General features: G+C 66.2%; 22 protein-coding genes. 8 read left to right on the plus strand and 14 right to left on the minus strand.

The genetic code is table 11. The features are described 5' to 3' along the window. Positions 1-42: 42 nt before the first annotated feature. From DIE11_RS08935 to DIE11_RS08950, 4 genes are all read right to left on the minus strand, one after another. Positions 43-1,371 (minus strand): MFS transporter, encoded by a 1,329-nt coding sequence (locus tag DIE11_RS08935; RefSeq protein WP_124622957.1) that lies wholly within the window; start codon positions 1,369-1,371, stop codon positions 43-45. An 80-nt stretch (positions 1,372-1,451) separates the two neighbouring features. Further along, on the minus strand, positions 1,452-2,201 hold the full coding sequence (locus tag DIE11_RS08940; protein WP_124622959.1) for an SDR family NAD(P)-dependent oxidoreductase: 750 nt from the start codon (positions 2,199-2,201) through the stop codon (positions 1,452-1,454). Between the two features lie 189 nt (positions 2,202-2,390). After that, on the minus strand, positions 2,391-3,281 hold the full coding sequence (locus DIE11_RS08945; RefSeq protein ID WP_124623170.1) for a LysR substrate-binding domain-containing protein: 891 nt from the start codon (positions 3,279-3,281) through the stop codon (positions 2,391-2,393). Between the two features lie 538 nt (positions 3,282-3,819). Continuing rightward, positions 3,820-4,689, minus strand: coding sequence for a LysR family transcriptional regulator (locus DIE11_RS08950; protein ID WP_124622961.1), 870 nt, complete (start codon positions 4,687-4,689; stop codon positions 3,820-3,822). Between the two features lie 111 nt (positions 4,690-4,800). Here DIE11_RS08950 and DIE11_RS08955 point away from each other — a divergent pair, with 111 nt between their 5' ends. Then, a complete protein-coding gene (locus tag DIE11_RS08955) occupies positions 4,801-5,787 on the plus strand; it encodes a zinc-dependent alcohol dehydrogenase family protein (protein WP_124622963.1) in 987 nt (328 codons plus the stop codon). A 303-nt stretch (positions 5,788-6,090) separates the two neighbouring features. On the opposite strand, the gene DIE11_RS08960 is transcribed toward DIE11_RS08955, so the two are convergent. Further along, positions 6,091-7,050: a LysR family transcriptional regulator gene (locus DIE11_RS08960; protein ID WP_124622965.1), complete on the minus strand. Its 960-nt coding sequence runs from the start codon at positions 7,048-7,050 to the stop codon at positions 6,091-6,093. Between the two features lie 120 nt (positions 7,051-7,170). On the opposite strand from DIE11_RS08960, the gene DIE11_RS08965 reads away from it, so the two are divergent. Next, complete coding sequence (locus tag DIE11_RS08965) at positions 7,171-8,382, plus strand: MFS transporter (protein ID WP_124622967.1); 1,212 nt, start codon at positions 7,171-7,173, stop codon at positions 8,380-8,382. A 142-nt stretch (positions 8,383-8,524) separates the two neighbouring features. Here DIE11_RS08965 and DIE11_RS08970 read toward each other — a convergent pair whose 3' ends face one another. Together DIE11_RS08970 and DIE11_RS08975 are read right to left on the minus strand one after the other, a co-directional pair. Continuing rightward, entirely contained in the window at positions 8,525-10,093 is a 1,569-nt protein-coding gene (locus tag DIE11_RS08970) for a trypsin-like peptidase domain-containing protein (RefSeq protein WP_124623172.1), read from the minus strand. A 245-nt stretch (positions 10,094-10,338) separates the two neighbouring features. After that, positions 10,339-11,214: a LysR family transcriptional regulator gene (locus tag DIE11_RS08975; protein WP_124622969.1), complete on the minus strand. Its 876-nt coding sequence runs from the start codon at positions 11,212-11,214 to the stop codon at positions 10,339-10,341. A gap of 131 nt (positions 11,215-11,345) precedes the next feature. Here DIE11_RS08975 and DIE11_RS08980 point away from each other — a divergent pair, with 131 nt between their 5' ends. Next, the gene (locus DIE11_RS08980; RefSeq protein ID WP_124622970.1) at positions 11,346-12,599 is read left to right on the plus strand and encodes an MFS transporter; all 1,254 of its coding nucleotides are present in this window, start codon (positions 11,346-11,348) and stop codon (positions 12,597-12,599) included. A 47-nt stretch (positions 12,600-12,646) separates the two neighbouring features. Here DIE11_RS08980 and DIE11_RS08985 read toward each other — a convergent pair whose 3' ends face one another. Further along, positions 12,647-14,119 carry a PLP-dependent aminotransferase family protein gene (locus DIE11_RS08985; RefSeq protein WP_124622972.1) on the minus strand — a complete coding sequence of 491 codons (1,473 nt, stop codon included), beginning with the start codon at positions 14,117-14,119 and terminating at the stop codon, positions 12,647-12,649. Between the two features lie 161 nt (positions 14,120-14,280). Between DIE11_RS08985 and DIE11_RS08990 the strand changes: the two genes are divergently transcribed. Continuing rightward, the gene (locus DIE11_RS08990; RefSeq protein ID WP_124622974.1) at positions 14,281-15,480 is read left to right on the plus strand and encodes a GNAT family N-acetyltransferase; all 1,200 of its coding nucleotides are present in this window, start codon (positions 14,281-14,283) and stop codon (positions 15,478-15,480) included. Between the two features lie 23 nt (positions 15,481-15,503). On the opposite strand, the gene DIE11_RS08995 is transcribed toward DIE11_RS08990, so the two are convergent. After that, positions 15,504-15,986 (minus strand): DUF3331 domain-containing protein, encoded by a 483-nt coding sequence (locus DIE11_RS08995; protein ID WP_124622975.1) that lies wholly within the window; start codon positions 15,984-15,986, stop codon positions 15,504-15,506. A 563-nt stretch (positions 15,987-16,549) separates the two neighbouring features. On the opposite strand from DIE11_RS08995, the gene DIE11_RS09000 reads away from it, so the two are divergent. The 3 genes from DIE11_RS09000 to DIE11_RS09010 all read left to right on the plus strand — a co-directional run bounded on the left by DIE11_RS09000 (position 16,550) and on the right by DIE11_RS09010 (position 19,430). Next, entirely contained in the window at positions 16,550-17,614 is a 1,065-nt protein-coding gene (locus DIE11_RS09000; RefSeq protein ID WP_124622977.1) for a 2,3-butanediol dehydrogenase, read from the plus strand. 220 nt (positions 17,615-17,834) lie between these two features. Then, the gene (locus DIE11_RS09005) at positions 17,835-18,491 is read left to right on the plus strand and encodes a VC0807 family protein (RefSeq protein WP_059607286.1); all 657 of its coding nucleotides are present in this window, start codon (positions 17,835-17,837) and stop codon (positions 18,489-18,491) included. Positions 18,492-18,563: 72 nt separating this feature from the next. After that, positions 18,564-19,430, plus strand: a complete 867-nt coding sequence (locus DIE11_RS09010; protein ID WP_124622979.1) for a CPBP family intramembrane glutamic endopeptidase — start codon at positions 18,564-18,566, stop codon at positions 19,428-19,430. A 52-nt stretch (positions 19,431-19,482) separates the two neighbouring features. Here DIE11_RS09010 and DIE11_RS09015 read toward each other — a convergent pair whose 3' ends face one another. From DIE11_RS09015 to DIE11_RS09035, 5 genes are all read right to left on the minus strand, one after another. Next, entirely contained in the window at positions 19,483-20,463 is a 981-nt protein-coding gene (locus DIE11_RS09015) for an aldo/keto reductase (protein WP_124622981.1), read from the minus strand. Positions 20,464-20,690: 227 nt separating this feature from the next. Next, entirely contained in the window at positions 20,691-21,365 is a 675-nt protein-coding gene (locus DIE11_RS09020; RefSeq protein ID WP_059819240.1) for a MarC family protein, read from the minus strand. Between the two features lie 120 nt (positions 21,366-21,485). Beyond that, positions 21,486-22,286 (minus strand): enoyl-CoA hydratase-related protein, encoded by an 801-nt coding sequence (locus tag DIE11_RS09025; RefSeq protein WP_124622983.1) that lies wholly within the window; start codon positions 22,284-22,286, stop codon positions 21,486-21,488. A 38-nt stretch (positions 22,287-22,324) separates the two neighbouring features. Then, positions 22,325-23,647: a phenylacetate--CoA ligase PaaK gene (gene paaK, locus DIE11_RS09030; RefSeq protein WP_124622985.1), complete on the minus strand. Its 1,323-nt coding sequence runs from the start codon at positions 23,645-23,647 to the stop codon at positions 22,325-22,327. A 59-nt stretch (positions 23,648-23,706) separates the two neighbouring features. Next, on the minus strand, positions 23,707-25,263 hold the full coding sequence (locus DIE11_RS09035; protein ID WP_124622987.1) for a 3-hydroxyacyl-CoA dehydrogenase: 1,557 nt from the start codon (positions 25,261-25,263) through the stop codon (positions 23,707-23,709). A 546-nt stretch (positions 25,264-25,809) separates the two neighbouring features. Between DIE11_RS09035 and DIE11_RS09040 the strand changes: the two genes are divergently transcribed. Next, positions 25,810-26,898: a calcium:proton antiporter gene (locus DIE11_RS09040; RefSeq protein WP_059607271.1), complete on the plus strand. Its 1,089-nt coding sequence runs from the start codon at positions 25,810-25,812 to the stop codon at positions 26,896-26,898. The last annotated feature ends 22 nt before the right edge of the window (positions 26,899-26,920 follow it).

Below are 26,920 nucleotides of genomic sequence, written 5' to 3' on the forward strand. Positions count from 1 at the left end.
GGATCCTTGATTCAAAAAGGTGAGTCTTTGCAGCGGACGGTGTCAGCGATTGACGGTTTTGGCCGGCACGAGGAAAACAAGCCCGGCACCGATGACGATCGCGACGGAGATGAAGATGAGCCCAGCCGTCGATTTACCGGTCAGATCGTTCAACCAGCCCACGATGGCCGGCGAGAAGAAGCCGGCGAGATTGGCGAAGCAGTTCACCGCCGCGATACCCGCCGCGGCGGACATGCCGCCGAGAAGCGCGGTCGGCAGTGACCAGAACTGCGAAGACGAAGCGAGAATGCCTGCGGCGGCGACGCTGACACACACCAGCGACGCGCCGACTCCGCCCAGTGTCGGAAGCGTTGCGAAGCCCGCTGCCGATACGAGCATCGGGATCGCAAGATGCAGACGGCGTTCGCGATGCCGGTCAGCGCTCGCTCCCACCAGCGGCAGCGCAATGATCGCGCACAGGTACGGGATGGCTGTAAAGACGCCCACCCACAGCGGATCGGCCACACCGGATTTGCGGATGATCGTCGGCAGCCAGAATGTGAGCCCATATTGACCGAGCACGACGCAGAAGTAGATGGAGGCCATCAACCACAAACGACGATCGCCGATGAACGACCTGATCGACACATGCGCGATCTTGTGCGCGTTGTCGTTCGCCACGTTGCGTGCGAGGAGTGCTTTCTCCGCATCGGTGAGCCACTTCGCGGCAGCGATACCGTTATCGAGGTAGAACAGGATCGTGACACCAAGGAGCAGCGACGGCAGGGCTTCGAGGATGAACAGCCACTTCCAGCCAGCCAATCCCTGCACGCCCTGGAACGCATGCAGGATGTAACCGGACAGCGGGCCGCCGACAATGCCGGCCAGCGGAATAGCCATGAAAAAGAGTGAGAGTGCTTTTGCGCGCCGTGCCGAAGGAAACCAGTACGTCAGATACAGAATGACGCCCGGCGCGAACCCCGCCTCGGCCACGCCCAACATAAAGCGGAGAACATAGAACGTTGTGGGCGACTTGACGAAGACAAACGAGGCCGAAATCACAGCCCAGGTCAGCATGATGCGAGCGAGCCAGTTTCGTGCGCCTACTCTGTGCAACATGAGATTACTCGGTACCTCGAAGAGAAAATAACCGAGAAAGAAAATACCGGCGCCAAGGCCATACACGGTTTCACTGAAGCGCAGGTCGTTGAGCATCTGCAGTTTTGCAAAGCCCACGTTGACACGATCGAGATAAGCGCCCAGGTAGCACAGCATCAGGAACGGTATCAGGCGCCGTCCGACTTTCGCATACGTTTTTGATTCGAAGCTCGCCGAGTCGGCGAGCTTCGTGACATCGCCCGCCATTGACGGCGCGGTGGCCTTCGTTTTCATGGTTGTCTCCTGCCATATCGCCCCGGGTTTTACCGCCGGGTGCATTGACCCATCTGCCGCAACCGCGGCCGATGTCGTACTTAATGGATCAGCATTCCGCCGTTGACGTCGAGCGTGATGCCCGTGAGGTAAGTCGACAGGTCGCTCGAGAGGAACAGGCAGGCGTTCGCGACGTCCGCGGCATCGCCGAGCCGGCCGAGCGGAATGCCCTTGATGACTTCGGCGCGCATCTCGGTCGTGAGCTTGTCGCCTGTGATGTCGGTCTGAATGAGACCCGGGGTGATCGAGTTGACGCGGATGTTGTCCGGGCCGAGTTCACGCGCCATCGCGCGAGCGAGACCGAGCACACCGGCTTTGGCTGCGCTGTAGTGCGGACCGCCGAAGATGCCGCCGCCGCGTTGCGCGGAAACGGATGACATGCAGACGATGCTGCCGCTCCTTTGCGCCCGCATTTGCGGAATGACCGCTTGCGACATATAGAGCGTGCCGCGCAAGTTCACGTCGATGACCGCATCGAAGTTGTCGGCGCCGATGTCCATCGTCTTCAAAGGCTGCGTGATACCTGCGTTGTTGATCAATCCATCTACACGGCCGTACTTCTCGATGACCGCCGCGGCGGCAGCTATACATGCGGCTTTGTCGGTCACATCGCAGTGGAGGCCGAGGTTGTCCTCGCCGAACTCACGCGCAGCACTCTCGGCATCGCCCTTGTGAAGATCCAGAATCACTACGCGCGCGCCTTGCGCAGCGAGCGCTTTTGCGGTCGCCTTGCCGATGCCGCGCGGCGAGGCGGCACCGGTTACGATGACCACTTTGCTGTCGAGCAACATGTTTGTCTCCATCGATCACGTTAGTTGGTAGACGCAGTTTCAGTGCTTCAACTATCTCGATCAATGCAGTTCGGCTCAACTATTGCTGAAGAATTTTCAGGTGTGGCTGCTACGTGGACTCACGGGTATCAGAAGCGGCCTTTTAGCATAACGCTGGTGTGCCGCCGCCCCGCCCTGCGCGGCCCGACGCTATAAGGCGGCGCGGCTGGTCTCTTGCTCGACCCAGTCCAAAAATTTGGCCACGCGTGGCAAGTCCAGATTCCTGGCAGGGTAAACGAGGTGATGAGCTCCGACCTCGACCGCATACGTGCGATCGAAGACCGGTATGAGTGAACCTCGTTTGAGATGGACGGATGCGAGCATCGTGCTTTCGAGCGCAATGCCGTGTCCCAATGCCGCGGCCTCGAGAGACATGTACGAGCGGTCGAACGCGAAATCGTATGCCTTGTGCGATACCGCGACGCCGAACTTGCCGAACCATTGCTTCCACTGTACGAGAGGCGTCTCCGAAAAGATCAGGCGCCGTTCGAGCAGATCCTCGGGGGTGCGCACCGGGTGTTGCTTGAGGTATTCCTCCGAGGCAAGAGGCGTGATGAACTCGTTGCGTAGCGTCTTGATCTCGCCATCGGTCCAATGGGCGTAGCCATGCCTTATGTCGAGGTCATAGTGGCCCGAGGTGAACGACACGTCCTCGTACGAGCACGCGAGATTCAACTGAATGTCGCCGTTCGCTTCCTGAAACAAGGCCAGCCGCGGCAGCAGCCACATCAACCCAAAGCTGGGACTCGAATGAATGCGAAGAATCTCGATACCCGACTGGCTCGATGCACGCTCCGTCGCGCGGCTCAGGTCGGCGAGCGATCCGGTGACATCGGCCAGATACTGCTGACCCGTTGGCGTCAGCACCAGTCCCCGCCCCAGCCTCATGAACAAGGGTCTTCCAACCATGGATTCGAGATTGGCAATCTGATGGCTGACCGCCGACGGCGTTAACCCTAATTCATCGGCCGCCCGATTGACACTCTTTGTCCGGGCGACACTCTCGAACGCGACGATGGCTTTTAGCGGTGGGATGCGCATTGTTCCTGGATGCTGCGGTGACAAACTGTCCTGGATCAGGGTGTTCTGCTCCCCTGAGGGCGGTTCCAGAAATGTCGCGTATCCGAGAGGTAAAGGCAAGCCGCGGTTCGGCCGATGGCAATCGGTTCACACGGGCGCGAGACGTCGTGCAAATATGAGGGCGAGCCCGGCGACCAAACGCATCCGCCGGTAGTCGGACAGGGGCAGGTCTCGGGCCGATATCCGACGTCCAGATGTTCTGACCGTCTGGCGGCTCGTGGCCGAACTGCGCCATACGATGCTGTCGCGCCGCTCGAGCGAGCGGGCGACGTCCGAGCGGCGCATCTCGACCCATAAGGGCACTTCGAGTTGCCATGTACGAATTGGCCGGCTCCTGGGGTGGATTCAACCAGCAACAACGGTCATTCGCACGGCCGGGCGCGAGCAAACCCGTATAGCCACTGGAGGACAATTGTTGCGATAACCTGGGGGCCTTCTTTGAAAGGCGGTCCAGCGAAGCGGACGTACATCGCACGGAGGCATTGATCGCCCGCCTCACTCAAAGGTTCGCTAGCGAATCAATCGTTGCATCCAGAAGTGCGCGCAGTCGCGCGACTCGACGTAAATCGCGGTGAAAGCCAAGCCAAACATCGCGACCCGGCGGGGCTTCGCCTAAATCGACTCGTCGGATGCCCGGCGTCGCATCACCCAGCGGACAGGGCAGCACTGCAAAGCCAGATCCTTCGGCACACATGCGCGCCTGTACTCCACGATTGTTGCTGCCGAACACGATCCTGGCCCGGGGCAGCATGCGCTTGACCCACTCGACGTCGGACAGCGAGCTGAACTCGCTGTCCATGCTGATCAGCGTGTAGCCGTCACCGTCCCCGCGTGTCGGCGGGACGAGATCGACGTGCCCGTACAACGCATAATCGATGTGCATCAGCTTGCGCTGGATGACGTCGGGTTCGTCGAATGGCGTGATGCGGAATAGCAGATCCGCCTCGCGCCGCGCGAGGTTGTAGAGGCGCGAATCCGTGACGAGTTCCAACGAGATGCCCGGGTACTTCGCTAGAAAGCGTGCGAACACGGGGGTGAGTATGTGCACGCCGAACCAGTCCGACGAGGAGACACGGAGCAGACCCGTCAACTGGGTCTCTTTCCCGGTGAGCGCGCGCGTGAATCCAAGCGCTTCCTCCTCCATTCGCTCGGCATAGGCGAGCGCCGTAGCACCCTCATCCGTCAGCACAAAGCCATTGCTCGTGCGCTGGAACAGCATATGTCCGAGCGCGTCTTCGAGTGCGCGCAACCTGCGCCCCATGGTGGGCTGGGTCTGGCCCACGCGCTTCGCTGCCGCCCCCAGCGTGCCGCAGCGGGCAATCGCCAAAAAAATCCGGACATCGCCCCAATCCAGGTACAGGTCATTCATTTTTGCATGGACTCCGTGCTAAAACTTTGATTTACATGCGTTATAGCATACGTCACGATGAACCCATCGACCCATTAGCTCAACGGAAAGACAACCCGATTGGAAACCACCATGACTATGCAAGCGCTCGTCCTCAGCCGCTACAACGGCCCGCTCGAATTGACTGAAATCTCGATGCCTGAACCCGCACACGGCCAGGTGCGCGTGCGCATTGCCGCAAGCGGTCTCAATCCGCTCGACACCAAGATCCGCGCTGGCAGCGCGGCGCATGCGAAGCATCCGCTCCCGCTGGTGCTCGGCATCGATATGGCTGGCGTAGTCGATGCCGTCGGGCCGGGCGTGACCGCTTTCCATGTCGGCGACGAGGTCTACGGTATGACGGGCGGCGTCGGCGGCATTCAGGGCTCGCTGGCCCAGTATGCGGCGGTGGATGCCGATCTGCTTGCGATCAAGCCCTCCAACCTATCGATGCGTGAAGCCGCGGCGCTACCCCTCGCGTTCATCACTTCCTATTCCGGCATTGTCGATCGGGCCCATCTGCAAGCGGGAGAAACGGTGCTGGTGCAAGGTGGAGCAGGCGGTGTCGGACATATCTCGGTGCAACTGGCGCGCGCACTCGGTGCTCAAGTTTTTGCAACAGCAAGTTCACGCGACCACGATCTCGTTGCGCGGCTCGGCGCTAAGCCAATAGACTACCGGTCGCAATCCGTCGAACAGTATGTCGCATCGTTGACGCACGACACTGGCTTCGACCTCGTTGTCGACACCGTCGGCGGCCCATCGCTCGATGCTTCGTTTGCTGCGGTCAAGCATTTTGGCCATGTTGTCAGCGCGTTGGGTTGGGGTACGCATGCGCTGGCGCCGCTGTCTTTCCGAGAAGCCACGTACTCTGGGGTCTTCACCCTCTATCCGCTCCTGACGGGCATGCATCGCGCGCATCACGGAGCGATACTGCGCGAGGCCACACGGTTGGTCGAAGCCGGCAAGCTCACTCCGAATCTCGATCCGCGCCGGTTCGACCTGCGATCCGCAGAATGCGCCTACGACGCCATCACGAACGCCACCGCACGCGGGAAGATCGTCGTGGACGTCGCGTGAGATCGAACGTGTCAGCTTCGCTGTGTCGATTCACGACTGCCCGACACGGTTGGTGCAGGCGCCCCTCAAGCAAATCGTCACGATCCGATGCGGACATTCGAGTGTCCGTCGCGTCGCGCGAGCGAATGACGGAACCTGGCCGGCTGCGGTCAAAAGCAACTGACCGCTGCCGACTCATCCGGGACACTCACATAGCGCACCTTGAATGTCTGTTCACCGCATGTCACGAGCCGCACCTACTAGCGAAGCCCTAATCTGGAATCTCACCGCTGGCGCACTTTGAAAGTCAGTGACTATCGCAAGTTAGCCTAGGTTTTCCGACCCTGATGGCGTGGGCATCCCGGCCAGGATGCCCTCGGATATCGCACGCTGGAAGCGGTCGACCAGGAAGTCCAGTACCACCCTCACGCGTGGAGTCATATAGCGATTTCGGTTCAACACGGCATATATGCCGGGCTCACCTTCGACCCACTCCGGCAACACGACCTGAAGTTTGCCTGCACGAATATCCGCTGCGGCATCCCATATTGTCTTGCGGGCTATGCCGAACCCGGCAAGTGTCCACGCACGTGCCAAGGCGCCATCATTTGTTTCCCATGCGTTTTCCATTGCTACGGTGTGATTCCAACGCTTGCCTTCGGACACGAAGTGAAATTCGTTCAACGGGCCTGCAGCCGTAACCAGAACGACAAACTGATGGGCAACCAGGTCAGCCGGGATTCGCGGCGTGCCGTGATTGGTCAGATATTCAGGAGACGCACATAGCACTCGCCAGTTCGGTGCAAGTTGCCGTGCGATAAGTGAAGGATTGTTTGGCCTTCCAAATCGGATTGCGAGATCCACGTCGTCTTGCAGCAAGTCGGAGAGGGAGTCGGTCAGGTTAAGCGCGATTTTCAGCTCGGGCTGCGTACGAACGAAGTCTTCTAGCCAGCTACTCAGTAGATTGCGGCCGAAATCGGCCGATGCCGAAATCCGAACCTTGCCGCGCGCTATCCCCTGGCTCGCGTTGAGTGCGGCCTCGGCATCCTCGATGGCCCTCAATGCAATGCGGCAGTGGTGGTGGTATAGCCGGCCCTCTTCTGTTAGGCGTAATTGCCTTGTATTGCGGTCGAATAGCCTTGTTGAGAGTGCCGCTTCCAGTTTGGTGAGCCGCGCGCTCGCTGCTGCCGGTGAGAATCCCAGCTTACGACCGGCAGCGGACAAGTTGCCCAGTGCCGCCGCCTCCACGAACAAACGCATGTCGCCCAGTCGATCAGTTGCCATTCTTCATCCAGATTTGAAAAGTATTCAAATGCGCGGCCAATTATCAAATCCATATTTACTAGGCAGACTGCCACTCTGCAAGCCCCCAACGAGGGAAAACGGTGAAATCTGGAGAACAAGATGGATAAAAATTGCGGGGCAGCGACCGTGGGTATCGGATGCGCTGAGACGGTGAATCGTCTCCCCGTGGGAGCGTTGTTTGCATTGGCGATGGCCAGTTTCATCGCCACAGCGAACGAAACTGTGCCGGCTGGCTTGCTTCCAGAGATTGCACAAGGGTTCCACGTCAGCGAAGCCTGGGCTGGGCAACTTGTAACCCTCTGTGCGCTCGGGTCGGGTGTAGCAGCCATCCCGCTGACCGCAGTTGTCCGTAAGTGGCAACGGCGGCATGTCTTGTTGCTGGTGTTGGCCGCGTTTCTCGTTTGCAATGCGATCACTGCGGTGTCGACGAATTACACGCTGACGCTGGCTACGCGCTTTGCTGTGGGACTCGCCACCGGACTGGCTTGGTGCCTTTTGGCGTCGTACGCGCGGCGTATGGTTCCCGCGTCGATGCAGGGACGCGCGCTTGCGGTGGCGATGATCGGCATTCCTTTGGCGTTGTCGGTCGGGGTGCCGTTAAGCGTCTGGCTCGGCAGTATGGTCGGCTGGCGCAGCATCTTTGGCATTATGTCCGGGATGTCACTGGCGTTAATGGCCTTGGTGTGCTGGAAAGTGCCGGATTATCCCGGCGAGATGACGAACCACCGTTTGCCGATGCGGCGAGTCCTCATGATCCGGGGCGTGCGACCCGTGCTGTTCGTGGTGATGGCCTGGATTCTTCCACATTACATTCTTTACACGTACATTGCGCCTTACCTGGCATCGGTCGGACTGGCGCGCGATGTGGATTCTGTGCTGCTGATCTTCGGTATCTCTTCCATGCTCGGCATTTGGGTTATCGGTTCTCTCGTTGACGGGTGGCTGCGCCTGTTGGTATTGGGCGGGCTCGGAGCCTTCGCCTGCGTTTCGGTGATATTTGGGTTAGGCGCCACGTCACCCACGGTCATCTGCGTTGGCGTTGCGATCTGGGGCTTCAGTTTCGGCGGAGCGCCGACACTTCTTCAGACTGCTTTGGCCGATGCAGCCGGCGAGGGGGCTGACGTCGCGCAGTCCGCATTGGTGACGGTGTTCAATCTTTCGTTTGCCGGCAGTGGAATTGTCGGTGGGGTACTACTCGGGACGGTAGGCGTCGCTTCTTTTCCGTGGGTGGTCGCGTCGCTGCTGGTGATTGGCCTGTTAGCGGCATGGCGAGCGAATGTCCACGGATTTCCGTCTGGGCAGCGTCAATGAATGAACCAGGCACGTCGCTACGCGCAAGCCGCGAACGGCCGATGGCGGAGGTGTAGCCGCCTTACAAACATCCGGTCAAACGCCTTCGTGAGTGACGCCTCTGGCCGCACACCGACGCTCTTCCCACCCTCCCGTCAACACCCTACCGCGCACGCACCGACACGAACTTCCGCGCATTCTCGCGCTGGATCAGCACCGCGATCACACCGCCTTTCGCTTCGAGCGACTGCACGTCGTCCGGCGTTTCGAGCAGCGTGTCGTTGAGCTCGAGCACGACGTCGCCCGGACGGATGCCCGCGTTCGCGGCCGGCCCGCGCACCGCATCCACCATCATCCCGACCGCGAGCCCGGTCGAACGCCGTTCGGCGTCGCTCAGCGGATGCATCGTCAGCCCGAGCCGATCGCCGCTGTCAGCCGGCCGCGCGGCCGCCATCGCCACGCCGGCGGCACCGCCCGCGCCAACCGTGCCCGCGCTGCCCGTCGCACCCGCGTTGTCGATCGCGTCGCCGGTCGCCGCGCCGGTGACCGTCAGCATCATCGGCGCGCGGTTGCGGATCAGCCGCACCGGCGCCTTTGCACCTGGCGGCAATGCGGCGGCCAGGTCGTTCAGTTCGGCCGACTGGCCAATCGGCTTGTCGCCGAACTTGACGATCACGTCGCCGGGCCTCACGCCCGCCGCGGCGGCCGGCGAGCCGGGATCGACGCCGTTGACGAGCGCGCCCGCCGGACGCGGCAGGCCGAACGCAGCTGCCAGCCCGACGCCGACGTCCTGTACGTCGACGCCGAGCGCGTTGCCGGACGACGCGCGCTGCGCCTGCGCATTGGCGCGGCTCTGTGCCTGCACCTGCGCACGCACCTTCACGGCGAGCGCGATCGGGATCGCGAACGTCGTGCTCGCGTACCGGTCGGCGCCCGTATAGACCTGCACCGCGATACCGATCACGTCGCCCGCGCGGTTGAACACGGGGCCGCCCGAGTTGTCGGGATTCACCGCGATGTCGGTCTGGAAGAACGGAAACCCGCTGCCGTCCGGCAGCGCATGCGACGTCGCGCTGATGATGCCGGCCGTGACCGTGTTGCCAGAGCCGTCCGGCGCACCCATCGTCATCACCGGTTCGCCGGCGCGCACCCTCGACGAATCGCCGATGCGCACGACCGGCAGCTTCGTCGCGTCGACGCGCAGCACGGCGACGTCGCTCTGCGGATCGACGGCCAGCACCGTCGCCTTCAGGTCGCGACGATCGGCCAGTCGCACCGTGACATCGGTCGCATCGTCGACGACATGCGCAGACGTGAGGATCAGCCCGTCGGCGCTGACGATGAAGCCCGAGCCGCTGCCCGACAGCGTGCGCGGCGACGTATCGGGCCCCGGCGCCAGTGGACCTTGTGCGGACGCCGGCGGACCGCCGCGGCGGAAGAACGCGGCAAGCGGATCGTCAGAATCGAGAATCGCGAAGGACGGGCCACCGGCCTGCTGGTCGGGCGCGGCGGTCATGATGGTGACGACCGCCGGGCCGTAACGGTCGACGATCGCCGGGAAGTCGACCGGCATCGAGTGAGGCGATGCGGCGAGCCGGTTCTTCATGACAGGCGGTGTGGCGGGCGGTGCGACGGATCCGGCAACAGCTGGCGATGGCGACAGCAACGAGGCGAATACGCCCCCGATCAACGCGGTGCGAAGCACGGCGCGAGCAAGCGTCTGGCGAACCACGGTGCACCTCCCCCGGCAGTCGCGGCGCCGCCCCGCGCGCCACGCGCGGGCGCCCGACAAGCACCGGTACACCCCTCCATTTATAGTCCAAGCGGCATCCGGAACATACGAATCGAAACCCGCATGCCGGGTCGTCACGCGACGGCGGAGTCGCGACAGCGTTCGTTCCGGGCAAAGTTCACGGTTCGTCAATCAGAATATCCACCCGATACCGCGGCGATGCGCACGATGACGTGCGTCCCGCGCTACCAGGCCAGCAGCAGAAAGTTGCGCACCACCGCCGACGGATCGTCGCGTCGCGACGCAATCGCGAGCCTCGCGCGCAGCCCGTTGCCCGCGACCTGCCGATACACGACGCCTGCGACCCGCACCTGCGTGATCGCCTTCGGCACGATCGACACGCCGAGCCCGGCCGCGACGAGCGTCACCGCCGACGCGATTTGCGGCGCGGGCTGCGCCATGCGCGGCTGGAAACCGGCGGCATTGCACGCCGCGACGATGTCGTCGAACAGCGCACTGCCCGCTTCGCGCGGCACCTGCACGAACGCCTCGTCGGCCAGTTCCGCCAGATCGATGCGACGCCGCTGCGCGAGGCGATGCGCGACCGGCATCGCGACGAACATCGGCTCCTCGTCCCAGTCCGCTGCCCGCAACGTGTCCGCGATACGACGCTCCGGACGCACGATCGCGACATCGAGCCGCCCGGCTTCCAGCGCCTCGAGCAACACGCCGGAGGTCGCCTCCTGCAACGTCAGGTCCGTATCCGGAAACGCTTCGCGAAAGCGGCGAATCAGGTCGGCCACTTTCGAATTGAAGGCCGCCGTCCCGGTGAATCCGACCCGCAGTTGCCCGATTTCCCCACGCGCGGCCCGTTTTGCCGCCCGCGCCGCGCGCTCCGCATCGTCGAGCACGCGCCGCGCCTCTTCCGCGAACACCTCTCCCGCAACGGTCAGCTCGGCACCGCGTGCGGTCCGCTTGAACAGCTCCACGCCGAGTTCGTTCTCGAGCGCCTTGATCTGCTGGCTCAGCGGCGGCTGCCCCATGCCGAGCGCCTCCGCGGCCTTGGTGAAGTTCAACGTGGCCGCCACGGCCAGGAAGTATCGGAGATGTCGAAGTTCCATGTGATCTCGGTCGACGGAAATGGCGATCCAGCCATTCGCAAAAGGTATTGCTACGGTTCATTTCATATATTGGACATATATATGACCGTGCGCAAGAATTCGGCTATTCCGCAGCCCATCGGGTCCATACCATGTCGAATCCCGCGATTTCGTCCGCCGCGACGCGCGCCCCGAGCGCCGCGCCGGATGCGCTGCCCGCCGGCGTGTCGCCCCGCTCGGCGGCCTACAAGCGCATCGCACTGGCACTCTTCCTGGCCGGCTTTTCCACCTTCTCGCTGTTGTACTGCGTGCAGCCGCTGCTGCCTGCGTTCGCGCGCGAGTTCAACCTGGGCGCGGCGTCGAGCTCGCTATCCCTGTCGCTGTCGACGGGGATGCTGGCGGTCTCCATCCTGTGCGCCGGCGCGCTGTCCGAACGCTTCGGCCGACGCGGGCTGATGTTTGCGTCGATGACGCTCGCGGCACTGTTCAACGTGCTCTCGGCGATCGCGCCGAACTGGAACCTGCTGCTGATCTGGCGCGCGCTCGAAGGTTTCGCGCTCGGCGGCGTTCCGGCAGTGGCGATGGCCTATCTGGCCGAGGAAATCGCCGCCGACGGGCTGGGCCTGTCGATGGGTCTTTATGTCGGCGGCACCGCGTTCGGCGGCATGATCGGGCGAATCGGGATGAGCGCGCTCGAGGAGTATTTCTCCTGGCGCACCGCGATGCTGACGATCGGGATCATCGACCTCATCGCGTCGGTCGCGTTCGTGATGCTGCTGCCGCAGTCGCGACGCTTCGTGAAGCGAACCGACCTGACGGTGCGTCACCATCTGCGGCTGTGGAGCGCGCAGTTGCATCATGCGCGGCTGCCGTTCGTATTCGCGGTCGGCTTCCTCATGATGGGCGCGTTCGTGACCGTATACAACTACGCCGGGTTCCGGCTGACGGCCGCGCCGTTCAACCTGAGCGCGACCGCATGCGGGCTGATCTTCGGCGCCTACCTGTTCGGGATGGTGTCTTCATCGAGCGCCGGTGCACTCGCCGATCGTCTCGGGCGCGCGCCCGTCCTCATCAGCGGCATTCTCGTGTTCGCGGCCGGCCTCGCGCTGACGCTGTCGCATTCGCTCGTCGCGATCATCGTCGGGATCGTGCTGATCACGATCGGCTTCTTCGTCGCGCATGCGGTCGCGAGCGGCTGGGTTGGCCACCTTGCAGGTTCCGCGAAGGGGCATGCCGCGTCGCTCTACCTGCTGGCCTATTACCTCGGGTCGAGCGTGCTGGGCTCGGTCGGCGGCACGTTCTGGCAACACGGCGCGTGGTCTGCGGTCGCCGCGTATGTCGCGGTGCTGCTCGTGCTCGGCCTGGCGGCTGCCCGCCGGATCATGCGCGAGGAACGCGCGCGGTAAGTTCCGATTCGCCCGCTTCGCCTCCCGGCAATGCGCAGCGACGCGACTCAATCGCCCGCGACCCGATGCGCGATCGTCGACAACGTCCGCAGCATCGGCGCGAACGCATCGGCCGGCGTATTGCCGAACCCGAGCACGAGCCCGTTGGTCGCCGACGTCGCATGGATCGAAAAACCCGACAGCGGAAACGGCCCGATCCCGTGCACGCGCGCCGCCTCGACGATCGCGCGGTCGCGATAGCGTGCCGGCAGCCGCAGCGCCAGATGCAGCCCGCACGGCCCGCCCTCGACCTGATGCGGCACGGCGAACGCGTCGTCCAGCGCGGCGAGCAGCAAGCGCCGCCGGTCGCGGTACAGCCGGCGCATCCGCCCGAGATGCCGCCCGTACTCGCCCGTCTCGATGAAATCGGCGAGCGCGAGCTGCACGTGGCGCGTCCCACCGCGCAGCATCTCCGGCAACGCCGACCGCACCGCGGCCAGCAGCGCGTCGGGCAGCACGAGAAAGCCGATCCGCAACGCCGGAAACATCGTCTTGCTGAACGAGCCGAGGTAGACGACCGGCGAGTCGGCCGCGAGCCCGTGCAGCGCGCCGATCGGCTCGCCGGTATGCCGAAACTCGCTGTCGTAATCGTCCTCGATGATCCACGCGCGATGCCGGCGTGCGGCGTCGATCAGTGCGAGCCGGCGCGAGATCGACAGCACCGCGCCGGTCGGGAACTGATTCGACGGCGTGGTATAGACGAGCCGGGGCGGCCGCTCGCGCCAGTTCGCGTCCTCCGCGCGCAGCCCCTCCGCGTCGACCGGCACCGGCACGACATCGAGATCGGCCGCCTGCATCGCGGTGCGCGCGCCGCGATAGCCGGGCTCCTCGACCCAGACCGTGTCGCCCGGGTTCGTCAGCAGTTGCGCGCACAACGCGATCGCGCCCTGCGCGCCCTCGGTGATCACGATTTGCTCGGGGTCGCAGCGCACGCCGCGCGTCACGGCCAGATGGCGCGCGATCGACTCGCGCAGTGCGCGCTCGCCGAGCGGGTCGCCGTACGCGAGCAGGTCGCGGCCGGCGCGGCGCAATGCACGGTCGATCGCGTGCCGCCACGCATCGACCGGGAAATGCGACAGCGCGGGCACGCCCGGCCGGAAGCCCTCCGATTCGCCGGTGCCGATCAGGCTCGGACGGATCCGGCCGAGCCGCTGCGCGACGTCCGGCGGTGCGGCCCGCCGACGAGGCGCGGCCGGCCGCGACAGGCCGACCACGCGCGTGCCGCGACGATCGGATTGCAGGAAGCCTTCGGCGACGAGCTGCTCGTAGACCGCGGCCGTCGTGTTGCGCGACACGCCGAGCGTCTCGGCCAGCGCACGCGTGCCGGGCAGCCGCGTGCCGGCCGGCATCGCGCCGCCGAGAATCGCATCGCGCACGCGGCGCAGCAACTGCCGCTGCAAGGAAGGCGCGCCGGCCATGCGCGCGAGCGGCGCGTCGAGCGGCAGCAGTGGCGCGGCACCGGAAGGAATGGCAGTCGTCATCGGAATATCGCGGCGTGGAAGTCTCGGTGCATGGCGCCATCGTCGCGCCTTCGTGGCACCATAAATTTGCCATCGTCTGGCGCTTCTCATGGTACCTCGCCGGGACTACGATCGTCTGCATGCCGGCATGTCGCCGGCCGCCAACCGAAGCGAGATCGACCTTGTCCACGCTCACCAACGACTTCCAGCAGCCCATCGGCCACCCCGTTCCCGACTGGTCCGCGCGCGCGCGCCCGGAGCGCATCGTGCTCGAGGGCCGCTATTGCCGCCTCGAACCGCTCGATGCCGACCGCCATGCCGCCGACCTGTACGCCGCATATGCGCAGGCGCCCGACGGCGGCGACTGGACCTATCTCGCGCACGGGCCGTACGCCGACGAGTCGAGCTACCGCGACTACGCGCGCGGCGCGGCGGCGAGCGCCGATCCGCTGCACTACACGGTGATCGACCGCGCGACGAACCGCGCGGTCGGCACGCTCGCGCTGATGCGCATCGACCCGGCCAACGGCGTAATCGAGGTCGGCTCCGTCACGTTCTCACCGCGGCTCAAGCGCACGCCGATTTCGACGGAAGCGCAGTACCTGCTGATGAAGTACGCGTTCGACACGCTCGGCTACCGCCGCTACGAATGGAAGTGCGACGCGCTCAACGAGCCGTCGCGCAAGGCGGCCGCGCGGCTCGGCTTCCGTTACGAGGGTACGTTCCGGCAGGCGATCATCTACAAGGGCCGCAATCGCGACACGGCATGGTTCTCGATCATCGACGGCGAATGGCCGGACGTGCGCGCCGCGTTCGAAGCCTGGCTCGCGCCGGAAAACTTCGACGCCAGCGGTACGCAACGCGAGTCGCTCGTTACGATCCGCCACGCGCGGGCGCGTGCGCGCGACGCAGCCAGCCGTGAGAACGACGCGACGCGCGTCACGGTCCGACCGCTCGTCGCCGCCGACGAAGCCGCGTGGCGCCCGCTGTGGCAGGGGTACCAGCGGTTCTACGAGACAGCGCTGAGCGACGCCGTGTTCGCGACGACGTGGGCGCGCCTGATGGATCCCGCCGAACCGATGTTCGCGCTCGGCGCCTTCGATACGTCGGGCACGCTGGTCGGCATCGTGCACACGATCTTTCACCGCTCATGCTGGACCGAAGGGCCGTACTGCTATCTGCAGGACCTGTTCACGGCGGCCGACGCACGCGGACAAGGCGCGGGCGGTGCGCTGATCGAGGCCGTGTACGAGCGGGCCCGCGAAGCCGGCGCGAGCCGCGTGTACTGGCTCACGCACGAAACCAATACGACCGCGCGCGCGCTGTACGACAAGCTCGCGACCAACGCGGGGTTCATTCAGTACCGGAAAGATCTCAAGTAACGCGCGGGTGCAACCGGTCGCGCTCAGCCCAGGGCGTCGACCGGATCCGTCGCCTCGCCGCAGGCTGGTGCAACGTGGCACGCGGCGCCGGCCGCAGGCGGCACCGACGCGGGGTGGATCATCTCGTCGCCGTTGACGGGCACCGGCCGCCGCACCGGCCGGTACACCGGTTCACCCGGCTCGATCGCCTGCCCCGAGATCGCGCAGCGGCCCGCCTGCAACGCGACGCGCAAGCGCCAGCGTTGCTCGCCGTAATGGCAGCGCCCGCTTTCGCTCCAGCGCACCAGCAAGCCGTCGTCGCCAGCCTCCAGAACCGACACGAACAGTTGCGGCCGCAACGGTGAAACGCCAGGTGCGACAGGCTCCGGAGATGACGCACGACCGGCGCGCTCCGACGGCCGGGCCGTCCCGACCTCTGCCGGCAACGGCATCGCGTCCCGCTCGTCGGCTACCAGCATGTGGTACGACACGTACCCGCAGATCAGGCTTTCGATGAAGTTTGGCATCCTGGACGACCTTCAGTGAAGATTGAAACGAGCCGCGCCGCGCTCGGCCCTTCGCGCAGCAGCGCCGGCCGATTCGGTCATGCGCCGCCTCCGGTGCCACCGCCGCGCACGCATGCGATCGGACATTGCCGCAGATGATACAAATTGAACTTGACTTCAAGTAAAGGGGGTGTGCGCGCAACGATGCGTTTCACCGATCGGCACAATGGGCTCGCACGACGGTGGTGGAGGCGCAGCCACCCAGCCACGCGTCTCACGTTTCGTCTCAATCAGCTGAGACTAATGTCCCGGGGTCTCACCCGCCCCAGCCCGTCGCAAGCGCAGCAAATTTCACGCACGATTCGCTCTGCACGCGCTGATACCAGCGCAAGGCCGGTTGCTGCACCGCACACCACCCCTCCCGCTCCGTCACCACCCGACCGCCCGTTCAGGCTGGCCCCGTTCCTGCATGTCGGTCGCTCGCGCAATCGCGCGACGGACGCACCGGCCCCTTGCCGCGCGTCCGACAACAACCTGACGGAGACAGCAACGTGAGTACACCGGCACCGAACACCGCTCCCAGCATGAAGGCCGCCGTCTGGCACGGCCGCAACGACATCCGCGTCGAGGAGGTTCCCGTTCCGGCGCATCCGCCGGCCGGCTGGGTCCAGATCCGCGTGCACTGGTGCGGGATCTGCGGCTCCGACCTGCACGAGTACGTCGCCGGGCCCGTGTTCATCCCCGTCGACGCGCCGCATCCGCTGACGGGCCTGAAGGGACAGTGCATCCTCGGCCACGAATTCAGCGGAGAAATCGCGGCGCTCGGCGCCGGCGTGACGGGCTTCGCTGTCGGCGAGCGCGTGACGGCCGACGCGTGCCAGCATTGCGGCACCTGCTGGTATTGCCGGCACGGGCTGTACAACATCTGCGAGAACCTCGCGTTCACCGGGCTGATGAACAACGGCGCCTTCGCCGAATTCGTCAACGTGCCGGCCGAACTGCTGTACAAGCTGCCCGACGACTTCCCGACCGAGGCCGGCGCGCTGATCGAGCCGCTCGCGGTCGGGCTGCATGCGGTGAAGAAGGCCGGCAACATCGTCGGCCAGACCGTCGTCGTGGTCGGCGCCGGCACGATCGGCCTGTGCACGATCATGTGCGCGAAGGCCGCGGGCGCCGGACGCGTGATCGCGCTGGAAATGTCGGCCGCGCGCAAGCAGAAGGCGCTGGAAGTCGGCGCGACGGTCGTGATCGACCCGAAGGCGTCCGACGCGATCGCGGAAGTCAAGGCGCTGACGGGCGGCTACGGTGCCGACGTGTCGTTCGAGTGCATCGGGCACACGGCCACCGCGCAGCTTGCGATCGACGTGATCCGCAAGGCCGGCAAGTCGGTGATGGTCGGCATCTTCGAGGAGCCGACGTCGTTCAACTTCTTCGACATCGTGTCGACCGAGAAGGAAGTGATCGGCTCGCTCGCGTACAACGGCGAATTCGCGGACGTGATCCGCTTCATCGCGGACGGCCGCATCGACGTGCAGCCGCTGATCACCGGACGCATCAACCTCGGCGACATCGTCACGCATGGCTTCGAGGAACTGGTCAACCACAAGGACCGGAACGTGAAGATCATCGTCCAGCCCGCGAACGCCTGACGAACCGCGGACCGGCCGATGACCGCCGCGTGCCGGACGGACGCGGCGCCGAACGGTGCCGGGGCAACCCTGTCGCCGCCGCGACGCCCGCCCGGCCGGTACATGTTCCCGACCGTTCTCGGTGCGCGCACAACGGCACCGGGCGCGGGCGCGCGGGGTCGGACTTCGATATACTCGAAGCGACATCACCGCCCCGCGCGCCGCCCGCGCACCCGCTTCCGTGAAACCACGAGCCGGCCTGATCCTCGAACTCGTCGTCAACCTGCTGCTGCCTTGGGTCGCATACCGGGTGGCGCATCCGTATTTCGGCGAAACCGGTGCGCTGTATGCGTCGGCGATTCCACCGATCGTCTGGTCCGTCGTCGAATTCATCCGCTCGCGCCGCATCGATGCGGTGGCTGCCGTCGTGCTGCTCGGCATCGCGCTGTCGATCGCCGGCATGGCGCTCGGGGGCAGCGCGCGCACGTTGCTGATGCGCGAATCGCTCGCGTCCGGCACGATCGGCGTCGTGTTCCTGCTGTCGTTGTTCCGTGATCGTCCGCTGATCTTCTATCTCGCGCGCGCGACGGTGGCCCGCGAGATGGCCGGCGGCGCCGCGCGTTTCGAGGCGGTCTGGGCCGAGCAGCCGGGGCTGCGCCAGATGCTGCGGCTGATGACCTTCGTGTGGGGCGCGTGCATGACGCTCGAGATGCTGCTGCGCCTGTGGATGGTCGTCACATGGCCCGTCGAGCGCGTGCTCGTCGTGTCGCCGATCATGGGCTACACGGTGTTCGGCACGCTGCTGCTGTGGACCTTCTGGTACCGGCGGCGAATGCGCGAGCGCAACCGCGTCGACATCCCTGGCCGCGACGGCGTCACCGAAATCGCCGGCCGCTGACTACCCGCCCCGCGGCATGTCACGGCCGCTAGGGTATGATGCGCGGCGTTTCGTCCGACCCTGCATCGCCTCATGTCTCTCTCGCTTCTCCCGTGTGCCACGATCTGGCTCGCGCTGTTCGCGGCCGCTGCATTCGCGTGGCAGCGCCCGCTGCACGTCCTGAGCATCGCCCTTGCCGCGCTCGGCTATGCCGCTGCGCTGGCGTTCGGCAAGCTCGAGCCGATCGTGCTCGCGCCGATCGCGCTGCTCGTGGCCGCCGCCTGGGGCGTCGCGCCGGGCCGTCCGTTCGCGGTGCGGATCGGCGCGCATGTCGTGTTTGCCGCGCTCGCGATCGCGTTGACCCTGCACCTGATCCCCGGCTTCCACAATCCGCGCGTGATCGAGCCGACGCGTTTCACGCCGGATGCCGTGCCGTTCACGATGTACCTGAATTTCGACAAGCCGCTCGTCGGCCTGTGGCTGCTGTGGGCGCTGCCGTGGACCGCGCCTGACGTCCCGCCGGCGCGCGCGTTGCGCACCGGTGCCGTGGCGGCCGTCGCGACGGCGGCGGCCTGCCTGGCCGGCGCGCTCGCCTTCGGGATGGTCGGCTGGGCGCCGAAATGGCCGGCGTCGGGCTGGATGTGGCTCGTCAACAACGTGCTGCTCGTCACGCTCGCCGAGGAAGCGCTGTTCCGCGGTTACGTGCAGGGTGGACTCACGCGCGTGCTCGGACGGTTCGGATGGGGGCCATGGGCCGCGCTTGCGATCGGCGCGGTGCTGTTCGGCGCCGCGCACGCGGCCGGCGGCTGGCCCTGGATCGTGCTCGGCACGGTGGCCGGCTTCGGCTATGGTCTCGCCTGGCGGCGCGGCGGGCTGCTCGCGTCCGCGCTCGCGCATGCGGGGCTGAACGCGATCCACTTCGGGCTGTTCACCTACCCGATGCTCGCCGCCGCGCGCTGAACGCCGTGCGCGACGGGGCGGCGGCGGCAGGCCGCCGGTTTCGCGCGGTTGGTCAGTTGAAGCCAGCCACCGCGTGCGGCACGTAAGGGCCTTCAAGCGCCGCGATTTCGTCGTCCGTCAGCTTCAGTTGCAGGGCCCCGAGCGCATCGTCCAGATGATGCGGCTTCGAGATGCCGACGATCGGTGCGGTGACGCCGCGCTTGTGCGCGACCCACGCGAGCGCGACCTGCGCACGCGGCACGTTGCGCGCGGCGGCGATCGCGGCAACGGCCTCGACGACCGCGCGATCGGCATCGGCCGTCGCGTCGTAGAGCCGTTGGCCGACGTCGTCGCTCTGCTGCCGGCCGGACGACTCGTCCCAGTTGCGCGTCAGCCGACCTCGCGCGAGCGGGCTCCACGGAATCACCGCGACGCCTTCGGCCTCGCACAGCGGCAGCATTTCCCGCTCCTCCTCGCGATACAGCAGGTTCAGGTGGTTCTGCATGCTGACGAAGCGGGTCCAACCATTCTGCTTCGACGTATACAGCGCCTTCGCGAACTGCCACGCGAACATCGACGACGCGCCGATGTAGCGCGCCTTGCCGGCCTTCACGACGTCGTGCAGCGCCTCGAGCGTCTCCTCGATCGGCGTGCCGTAATCCCAGCGGTGGATCTGGTACAGGTCGACGTAGTCGGTGCCGAGCCGCTTCAGGCTCTGGTCGATGTCGGTCATGATCGCCTTGCGCGACAACCCCGCGCCGTTCGGCCCCGGCCGCATCCGGTAGAACACCTTGGTCGCGATCACGACGTCGTCGCGCTTCGCGAAGTCGCGCAGCGCGCGGCCGACGATCTCTTCCGACGTGCCGTCCGAATACATGTTCGCGGTATCGAAGAAGTTGATGCCGGCCTCGATCGCGCGCTGGATGATCGGGCGGCTTTCCGCTTCCGGCAGCGTCCACGGATGCGTGCCGCGTGACGGCTCGCCGAACGTCATGCAGCCCAGCACCAGCTTCGACACGTCCATCCCGGTCGACCCGAATTTCACGTATTCCATCGCGCGCCTCGTCATTGAAGTGGGGTGACGGCCGGATGCGCACCCCGGTTCGCCGCGCCGGGCGCGAACGCCGGGGCATGCATCCGCCGGACGTCGCATGGTATCCCGCGGCGCGCAAACGCGTATCGGTGCGCTCGCGCTGCCGGCCAAGGTCGGACGGACGAACGCACCCCCGCAGCCCGGACACGTCGCTCGGGCCCGGGTTGCGCGTCGAATGACGAACGAAGTTACTTGATCTGGTCGGCGAGCGGCTGCAGGAATTCGGAGAAGCCGGTCAGCATGATCTGCACGCCGATGCACAACAGCAGGAACGCCGACACGCGCTTCGCAACCTTGGTGCCTTCGGTGCCGAGATAGCGGGAGAGTAGCGCGGCACGGCTGTAGGTCAGCCAAATGACGACCGCGACGAGCGCGGAAACCGCGATCGACACGATGCTCGACAGCATGAACTCCGACAGCTTGTGCGTGCGATTCGCGTTCAGCGCAATCGCGGTGGCGATCGAGCCGGGGCCAACCGTCAGCGGCACGGTCAGCGGAAAAAACGCGCGGGTCATGATCGCATTCGCATTGATCGGCTTGATCGGCGTATCGCCGCCGCCCGCCGGGCCGTCAGGCTCGTTCAGCATCTGCCACCCCGCGACGGCGACCGCGAAGCCGCCGCCGATCCGCAGCGCTTCCATCGAAATCCCGAAGAAGTGCAGCACCGGCGTGCCGGCGAAGAACGCAACCAGCAACACGATGAACGCGTTGAACGCCACCTTCTTCGCGAGCAGGTTCCGCTCGTGCTCGGTCAGCGCCTCGGTGCGCTCGAGAAACAGGAACGCGATGCCGATCGGATTGATGATGCCGATCAAGCCGGTGAAGCCGAACAGGATCTCGGAGATAAGGCGATTGACGATCATCGGAAGCGAAGAAGCGGTCAGGGCTGGGCCGGCGGCGCGCCGGGGGTCACGCATTGTAGAGCAAGCGCCCGCGCCCGCGACGCAAATCGCGCCGCGGGCCCGACAGGCCGCGCCCCGCCCTTATTCGGCGACCGGCTCCCACGCCGGCGGCCGCTTCGCGAAGAACGCGGCGAAGCCCTCCTTCGCTTCGGGCGTCGCCCGCACGCGCGAGATCGTCTGCGCCGTGAACGCGGAGCGTTCGTCCGACGGCGGATACTCGCCGATCGCGTCGAAAAAGCGCTTGATTTCCATCAGTGAGGTCGGGCCATTGCGGCTCAGCTCGGCGAGCGTCTTGTCCAGCGCCGCGTCGAGTGCGTCGGGCGGCACGGCCTGGTGGATCAGCCCGATCGCGACGGCTTCGCCGGCCGCGAGCTGCGTCGCGGTCAGCGCGAGCCGGCGCGCCTGGCGCTGGCCGACCGCCTCGACCAGATACGGGCCGATCACCGACGGCAGGATCCCGAAACGTGCCTCGCTGACCGAGAAGCGCGCCTGATCGCTCGCGATCACGATGTCGCAGGCGGCGCACAGGCCGACGCCGCCGCCGAACGCGTGGCCCTGCACGCGCGCGACGGTCGGCTTCGGGCACTGCCGGATCGCCCGCATCATCGCGGCGAACCGCTCGGCGTCGCGCAGGTTCGCGGCCGCGTCGTTCGCGCTCGCGCGCTGCATCCACTGCAGGTCGGCACCCGCGCAGAACGCGCGGCCGTCCGAGCGCAGCACGATCGCGCGCACGTCGTCGCGCCCGCCGAGCGTCGTGAACGCGTCGGTCAGCTCGGCGATCATCGTCTCGTCGAACGCGTTGAGCACGTCACCGCGCTGCAGCGCGACGGTCGCGATGCCGCGCGCATCGACGGCGACAGCCAGGGTCTTCAATCCATCCATCGAACAGGTTTCCTCAGGTAGAACGGCAAACATCCGAATTACGCGGCCTGGCGGCGGTCGATCACGCGCCGGGCCTTGCCGGTCGCGCTCGCGGGAATGCCGCCGGCCGCCAGCACCGTCACGCCGGACGACACACCGACCATCGTCTTGATCCGGTGCTGCAACTCGCGCGCGAGCGCCGCGCGAGCGCTTTCGGTGACCGACGCGGCCGCTTCGGAGCGCAGTTCGACCGCGAGGTCGAGCCGGTCCATGTGACCGTCGCGCGACAGCGTGATCTGGAACTGGCCCGACAGCTGCGGCAGCGCCACGACGATCTCCTCGATCTGGCTCGGGAACACGTTCACGCCGCGCACGATCAGCATGTCGTCGGAGCGGCCGGTGATCTTCGCGAGACGGCGCATCGTGCGCGCGGTCGGCGGCAGCAGCGCGGTGAGGTCGCGCGTGCGGTAGCGGATCACCGGCATCGCTTCCTTCGTGAGCGACGTGAACACGAGCTCGCCCTGGCTGCCGTCGGGCAGCACTTCGCCGGTGACGGGATCGATGATCTCCGGATAGAAATGGTCTTCCCAGATCACCGGGCCGTCCTTCGTCTCCACGCATTCGCATGCGACGCCCGGGCCCATCACTTCCGACAGCCCGTAGATGTCCAGCGCGTCGATGCCGACGCGCGTCTCCACTTCCTCGCGCAGCGCCTGCGTCCACGGCTCGGCACCGAAGATGCCGATCTTCAGCGACGATTCGGCCGGGTCCATCCCCTGCCGCACCATCTCGTCGATCAGATTCAGCATGTACGACGGCGTGACGAGAATGATCTTCGGCTCGAAATCGCGGATCAGCTGCACCTGCTTCTCGGTCTGGCCGCCCGACATCGGCACGACCATGCAGCCGAGCCGTTCCGCGCCGTAGTGAATCCCGAGACCGCCCGTGAAGAGCCCGTAGCCGAAGGCGTTGTGCAGCGTGTCGCCCGGGCGGCCACCGGCCGCGCGGATCGAGCGCGCGGTGACGTTCGCCCAGGTATCGATGTCGCGCGCGGTGTAGCCGACCACCGTCGGTTTGCCCGTCGTGCCGCTCGACGCGTGCACGCGCACGACCTGCTCGCGCGGCACCGCGAACAGCCCGAACGGATAGTTGTCGCGCAAATCGTTCTTGGTCGAAAACGGGAATTTCGCGAGATCGGCGAGCGACTTCAGGTCGTCCGGATGCACGCCCGCCGCATCGAACGTGCGGCGATAGTGCGGGACGTTGTCGTACGCGTGGCGCAGCGACCACTTGAGGCGCTCGAGCTGCAGCGCCTGCAGTTCGTCGCGGCTGGCGGTCTCGATCGGCTCGAGGGCGGCGGCGGGATGCGTCGGGTGAGTCATCGGGGTGCTCCTCCAATGGAGTGATGTCGTTATCGTGTTCGGGGTAACGGGGCCGGCGGCTACGACCGGAACGTGCGGCCGGCCGCGTGCAGCATGGCGATGCGCGGCGACACGCGATAGCGGTCCTCGCCGTAGCTCGCCGCGAGATTCGACAGCACGCGATGCACGCGGCCGATGCCGATCGCATCGGCCCACGCGAGCGGGCCGCACGGGTAGTTCACGCCCTTCTCCATCGCGAGATCGAGATCGGCGGGCGAGCACACGCCCTGGTTCACCGTGTCGGCCGCCTCGTTCGCGAGCATCGCGACGGTGCGCATCGCGACCATGCCCGGCACGTCCGCGACGCCGACGACGCGAAAACCCGCCTGCTGGAACAGGCCGACCGCGTCCGCATAGGCCGCATCGCTGCACTGGAGCGCGCGCGTCAGCGCGACGAGCCCGGCCTGCGCGTAATCGCGGGCAAGATCGACGAGCACGAGATCGGCCACGCCGGTTTGCGCGGCGCGCGCGGTCGCGGTGCGGCCGTCGGTCAGCGCGATCGACGCGCGGCCGGCCACGGCCAGCAGTTCGTCGGCATGCGCGCCGCTCTGCCGCGCGCCCGCGATGCGTTCAGCGAAGCGTGCATGCAGCGCGGCGGCCGGGCCGTCCTGCGCGAACAGCGCGACGTCGGCCGGCGCATCGCGCGGCGCTTCCAGCTCGGGCGCGGGCGGTGTCGCACCGTCGGCATATGAATAGAAGCCGCGCCCCGACTTGCGTCCGAGGAAGCCCGCGTTCACGAGCTCCTGCTGGATCAGCGACGGCGTGTAGCGTGGGTCATTGAAGTACGCGCGAAATACGGACTCGGTCACCGCGAAGTTCACGTCGTGGCCGATCAGGTCCATCAGCTCGAACGGCCCCATCCGGAAGCCGCCGGCTTCGCGCATCACCGCATCGATCGACGCCGGCGTGCCGCCCTGCTCGTTCAGCACGCGCAGCGCCTCCGCGTAATACGGCCGCGCGACGCGGTTCACGATGAAGCCCGGCGTCGACTTCGCCAGTACCGGCCGCTTGCCCCACGCGGCGGCGGTGTCGTACAGCGCCTGCGCGACTTCCGGCGCGGTCGCGAGCCCGCTGACCACCTCGACGAGCGCCATCAGCGGCGCCGGATTGAAGAAATGCAGGCCGGCCACGCGTTGCGGCGCTCGCAGCCCGGCCGCGATCGACGTGATCGAGATCGACGACGTGTTGGTCGCCAGCACGCAGCGATCGTCGACATGGCGCTCGAGCGTCGCGAATATCTCGCGCTTCACGTCGAGCCGCTCGGCCGCCGCCTCGACGATCAGCGCCGCGCCGGCGAACTCGGCCAGCGCGCGCACCGCGCGAATGCGGCTGCCGGCCGCCTCCGCTTGCGCCGGCTCGAGACGGCCCTTCTCCGCGAGCCGCGCGAACTGCGCGCGGATGCCGGCAAGCGCCTTGTCGCACGCGGCTTCGTTCAGGTCGTACAGCAGCACCGCATGGCCGGCCGCCGCGGCAACCTGCGCGATGCCCGCGCCCATCGCGCCCGCGCCGATCACGCCGACGACCGCCGACGGCGCCAGCGCGCCCGAATTCACCGAATGTGCAGAAGAAACAGCCATCGCTTGCGATCCGTCATGAAGTGGAGGTGCGAGCGATTATAAACCGACCGGTCGGTAGATTTATGTCAGGGCGAGCCCGAATTTGTCGTGCAAGAGACCGTTACGGAAACTGTAAAACTCAAAAAATCGAACGGTCGGGGCACTTTTTGCAAATCGAAAGGTCAATGAAAGCGTTCGAATATGAGATAGTGCCCCCCGAACGCCTGATAAAATTCGACAATTCGCCGGATTTCAGGGGGAAACCGCGTGTCACGCCGTTGCCGTCCATCGTCCGCGCCCTTTCGGGGTCGGTTCAATACCGCCCGGCATGCCTGTCGTCACGTGCGAGTGCCCGCCTCCGGCACTCGGTCGCATCGAACCGTTTCATCCAGCAACGGGCCTCGGCCCGCCCGCGCCCCTCGCCGCCTTACGGCGGCGAACCCGTGGCAGCGCAGTTCCGTGCTGCCGCGCATCGGCTTCATCATCCTCGTTCGGCGGATCATCCGGCCGGGCTTCGTCAACCCGTGACGGCGCGTCGCGCGCCGTCACTCGCATAGGAAACCGTCCATGCCGCTCTCGTCCAACCAGCTCCCGCGCTGGACACTCTGGGCCCCGCTTGCCGCATGGCTGGTACTCGCGCTGTCGCGCGTCGTGCCGGCCGAAGGCCTCGTCATCGCCGTGTTCGCCGCCGCGCTCGCCGGCGCCGTGTTCGCCGCCGTCCACCATGCCGAAGTCGTCGCGCACCGCGTCGGCGAGCCGTTCGGCACGCTCGTGCTCGCGGTCGCCGTGACCGTCATCGAAGTCGCGCTGATCGTGTCGGTGATGCTCGGCGCAGGCCCCGAGAAATCGGGCCTCGCGCGCGACACCGTGTTCGCCGCCGTCATGATCATCTGCAACGGCATCGTCGGCCTCTGCCTGCTGGTCGGTGCGTGGAAGCACGGCGAACAGGATTTCCAGGGGCGCGGCGCGAGCAAGGCGCTCGCGGTGCTCGCGTCGCTGTCGGTGCTGTCGCTTGTGATGCCGAACTATCTGAACGCCGCGCCGGGCCCGTTCTTTTCGAAATCGCAGTTGGCGTTCGCCGGCGTGTCGTCGCTCGTGCTGTACGGCGCATTCGTGTTCGTGCAGACCGTGCGCCACCGCGACTACTTCCTCACCGAGCACGACAGCGCGAACGAATCGGTGCACGCGGCGCCGCCGAGCGGCCGCACCGCGCTGACCAGCCTGGTGCTGCTGTTCGCGAGCCTCGTCGCGGTCGTGCTGCTCGCCAAGCTGCTGTCGCCGGCCGTCGAGCATGCGGTGATGAAGCTCGGCGCGCCGGAAGCGGCGGTCGGCATCGTGATCGCCGCGCTCGTGCTGCTGCCCGAAGGGCTCGCAGCCGTCACCGCCGCGCGCGCGAATCGCCTGCAGACCAGCATGAACCTCGCGCTCGGCTCGGCACTCGCGAGCATCGGGCTGACGATTCCGACCGTCGCGGCCGTGTTCATCTGGGTCGGCCAGCCGCTCACGCTCGGCATCGGCGCGATGGAAACCGTGCTGCTGTCCCTGACGCTGCTGGTCAGCACGCTGACGCTCAGCCAGGGACGCACGACGGTGCTGCACGGTGTCGTGCATTTGTCGCTGTTCGCAGCCTACCTGTTCCTGTCGATCACGCACTGATGCAAAGCGGCGCGCGGCACGG

The organism is Burkholderia sp. Bp9012 (genome assembly GCF_003853825.1).
Taxonomy (GTDB): Bacteria; Pseudomonadota; Gammaproteobacteria; order Burkholderiales; family Burkholderiaceae; genus Burkholderia; species Burkholderia diffusa.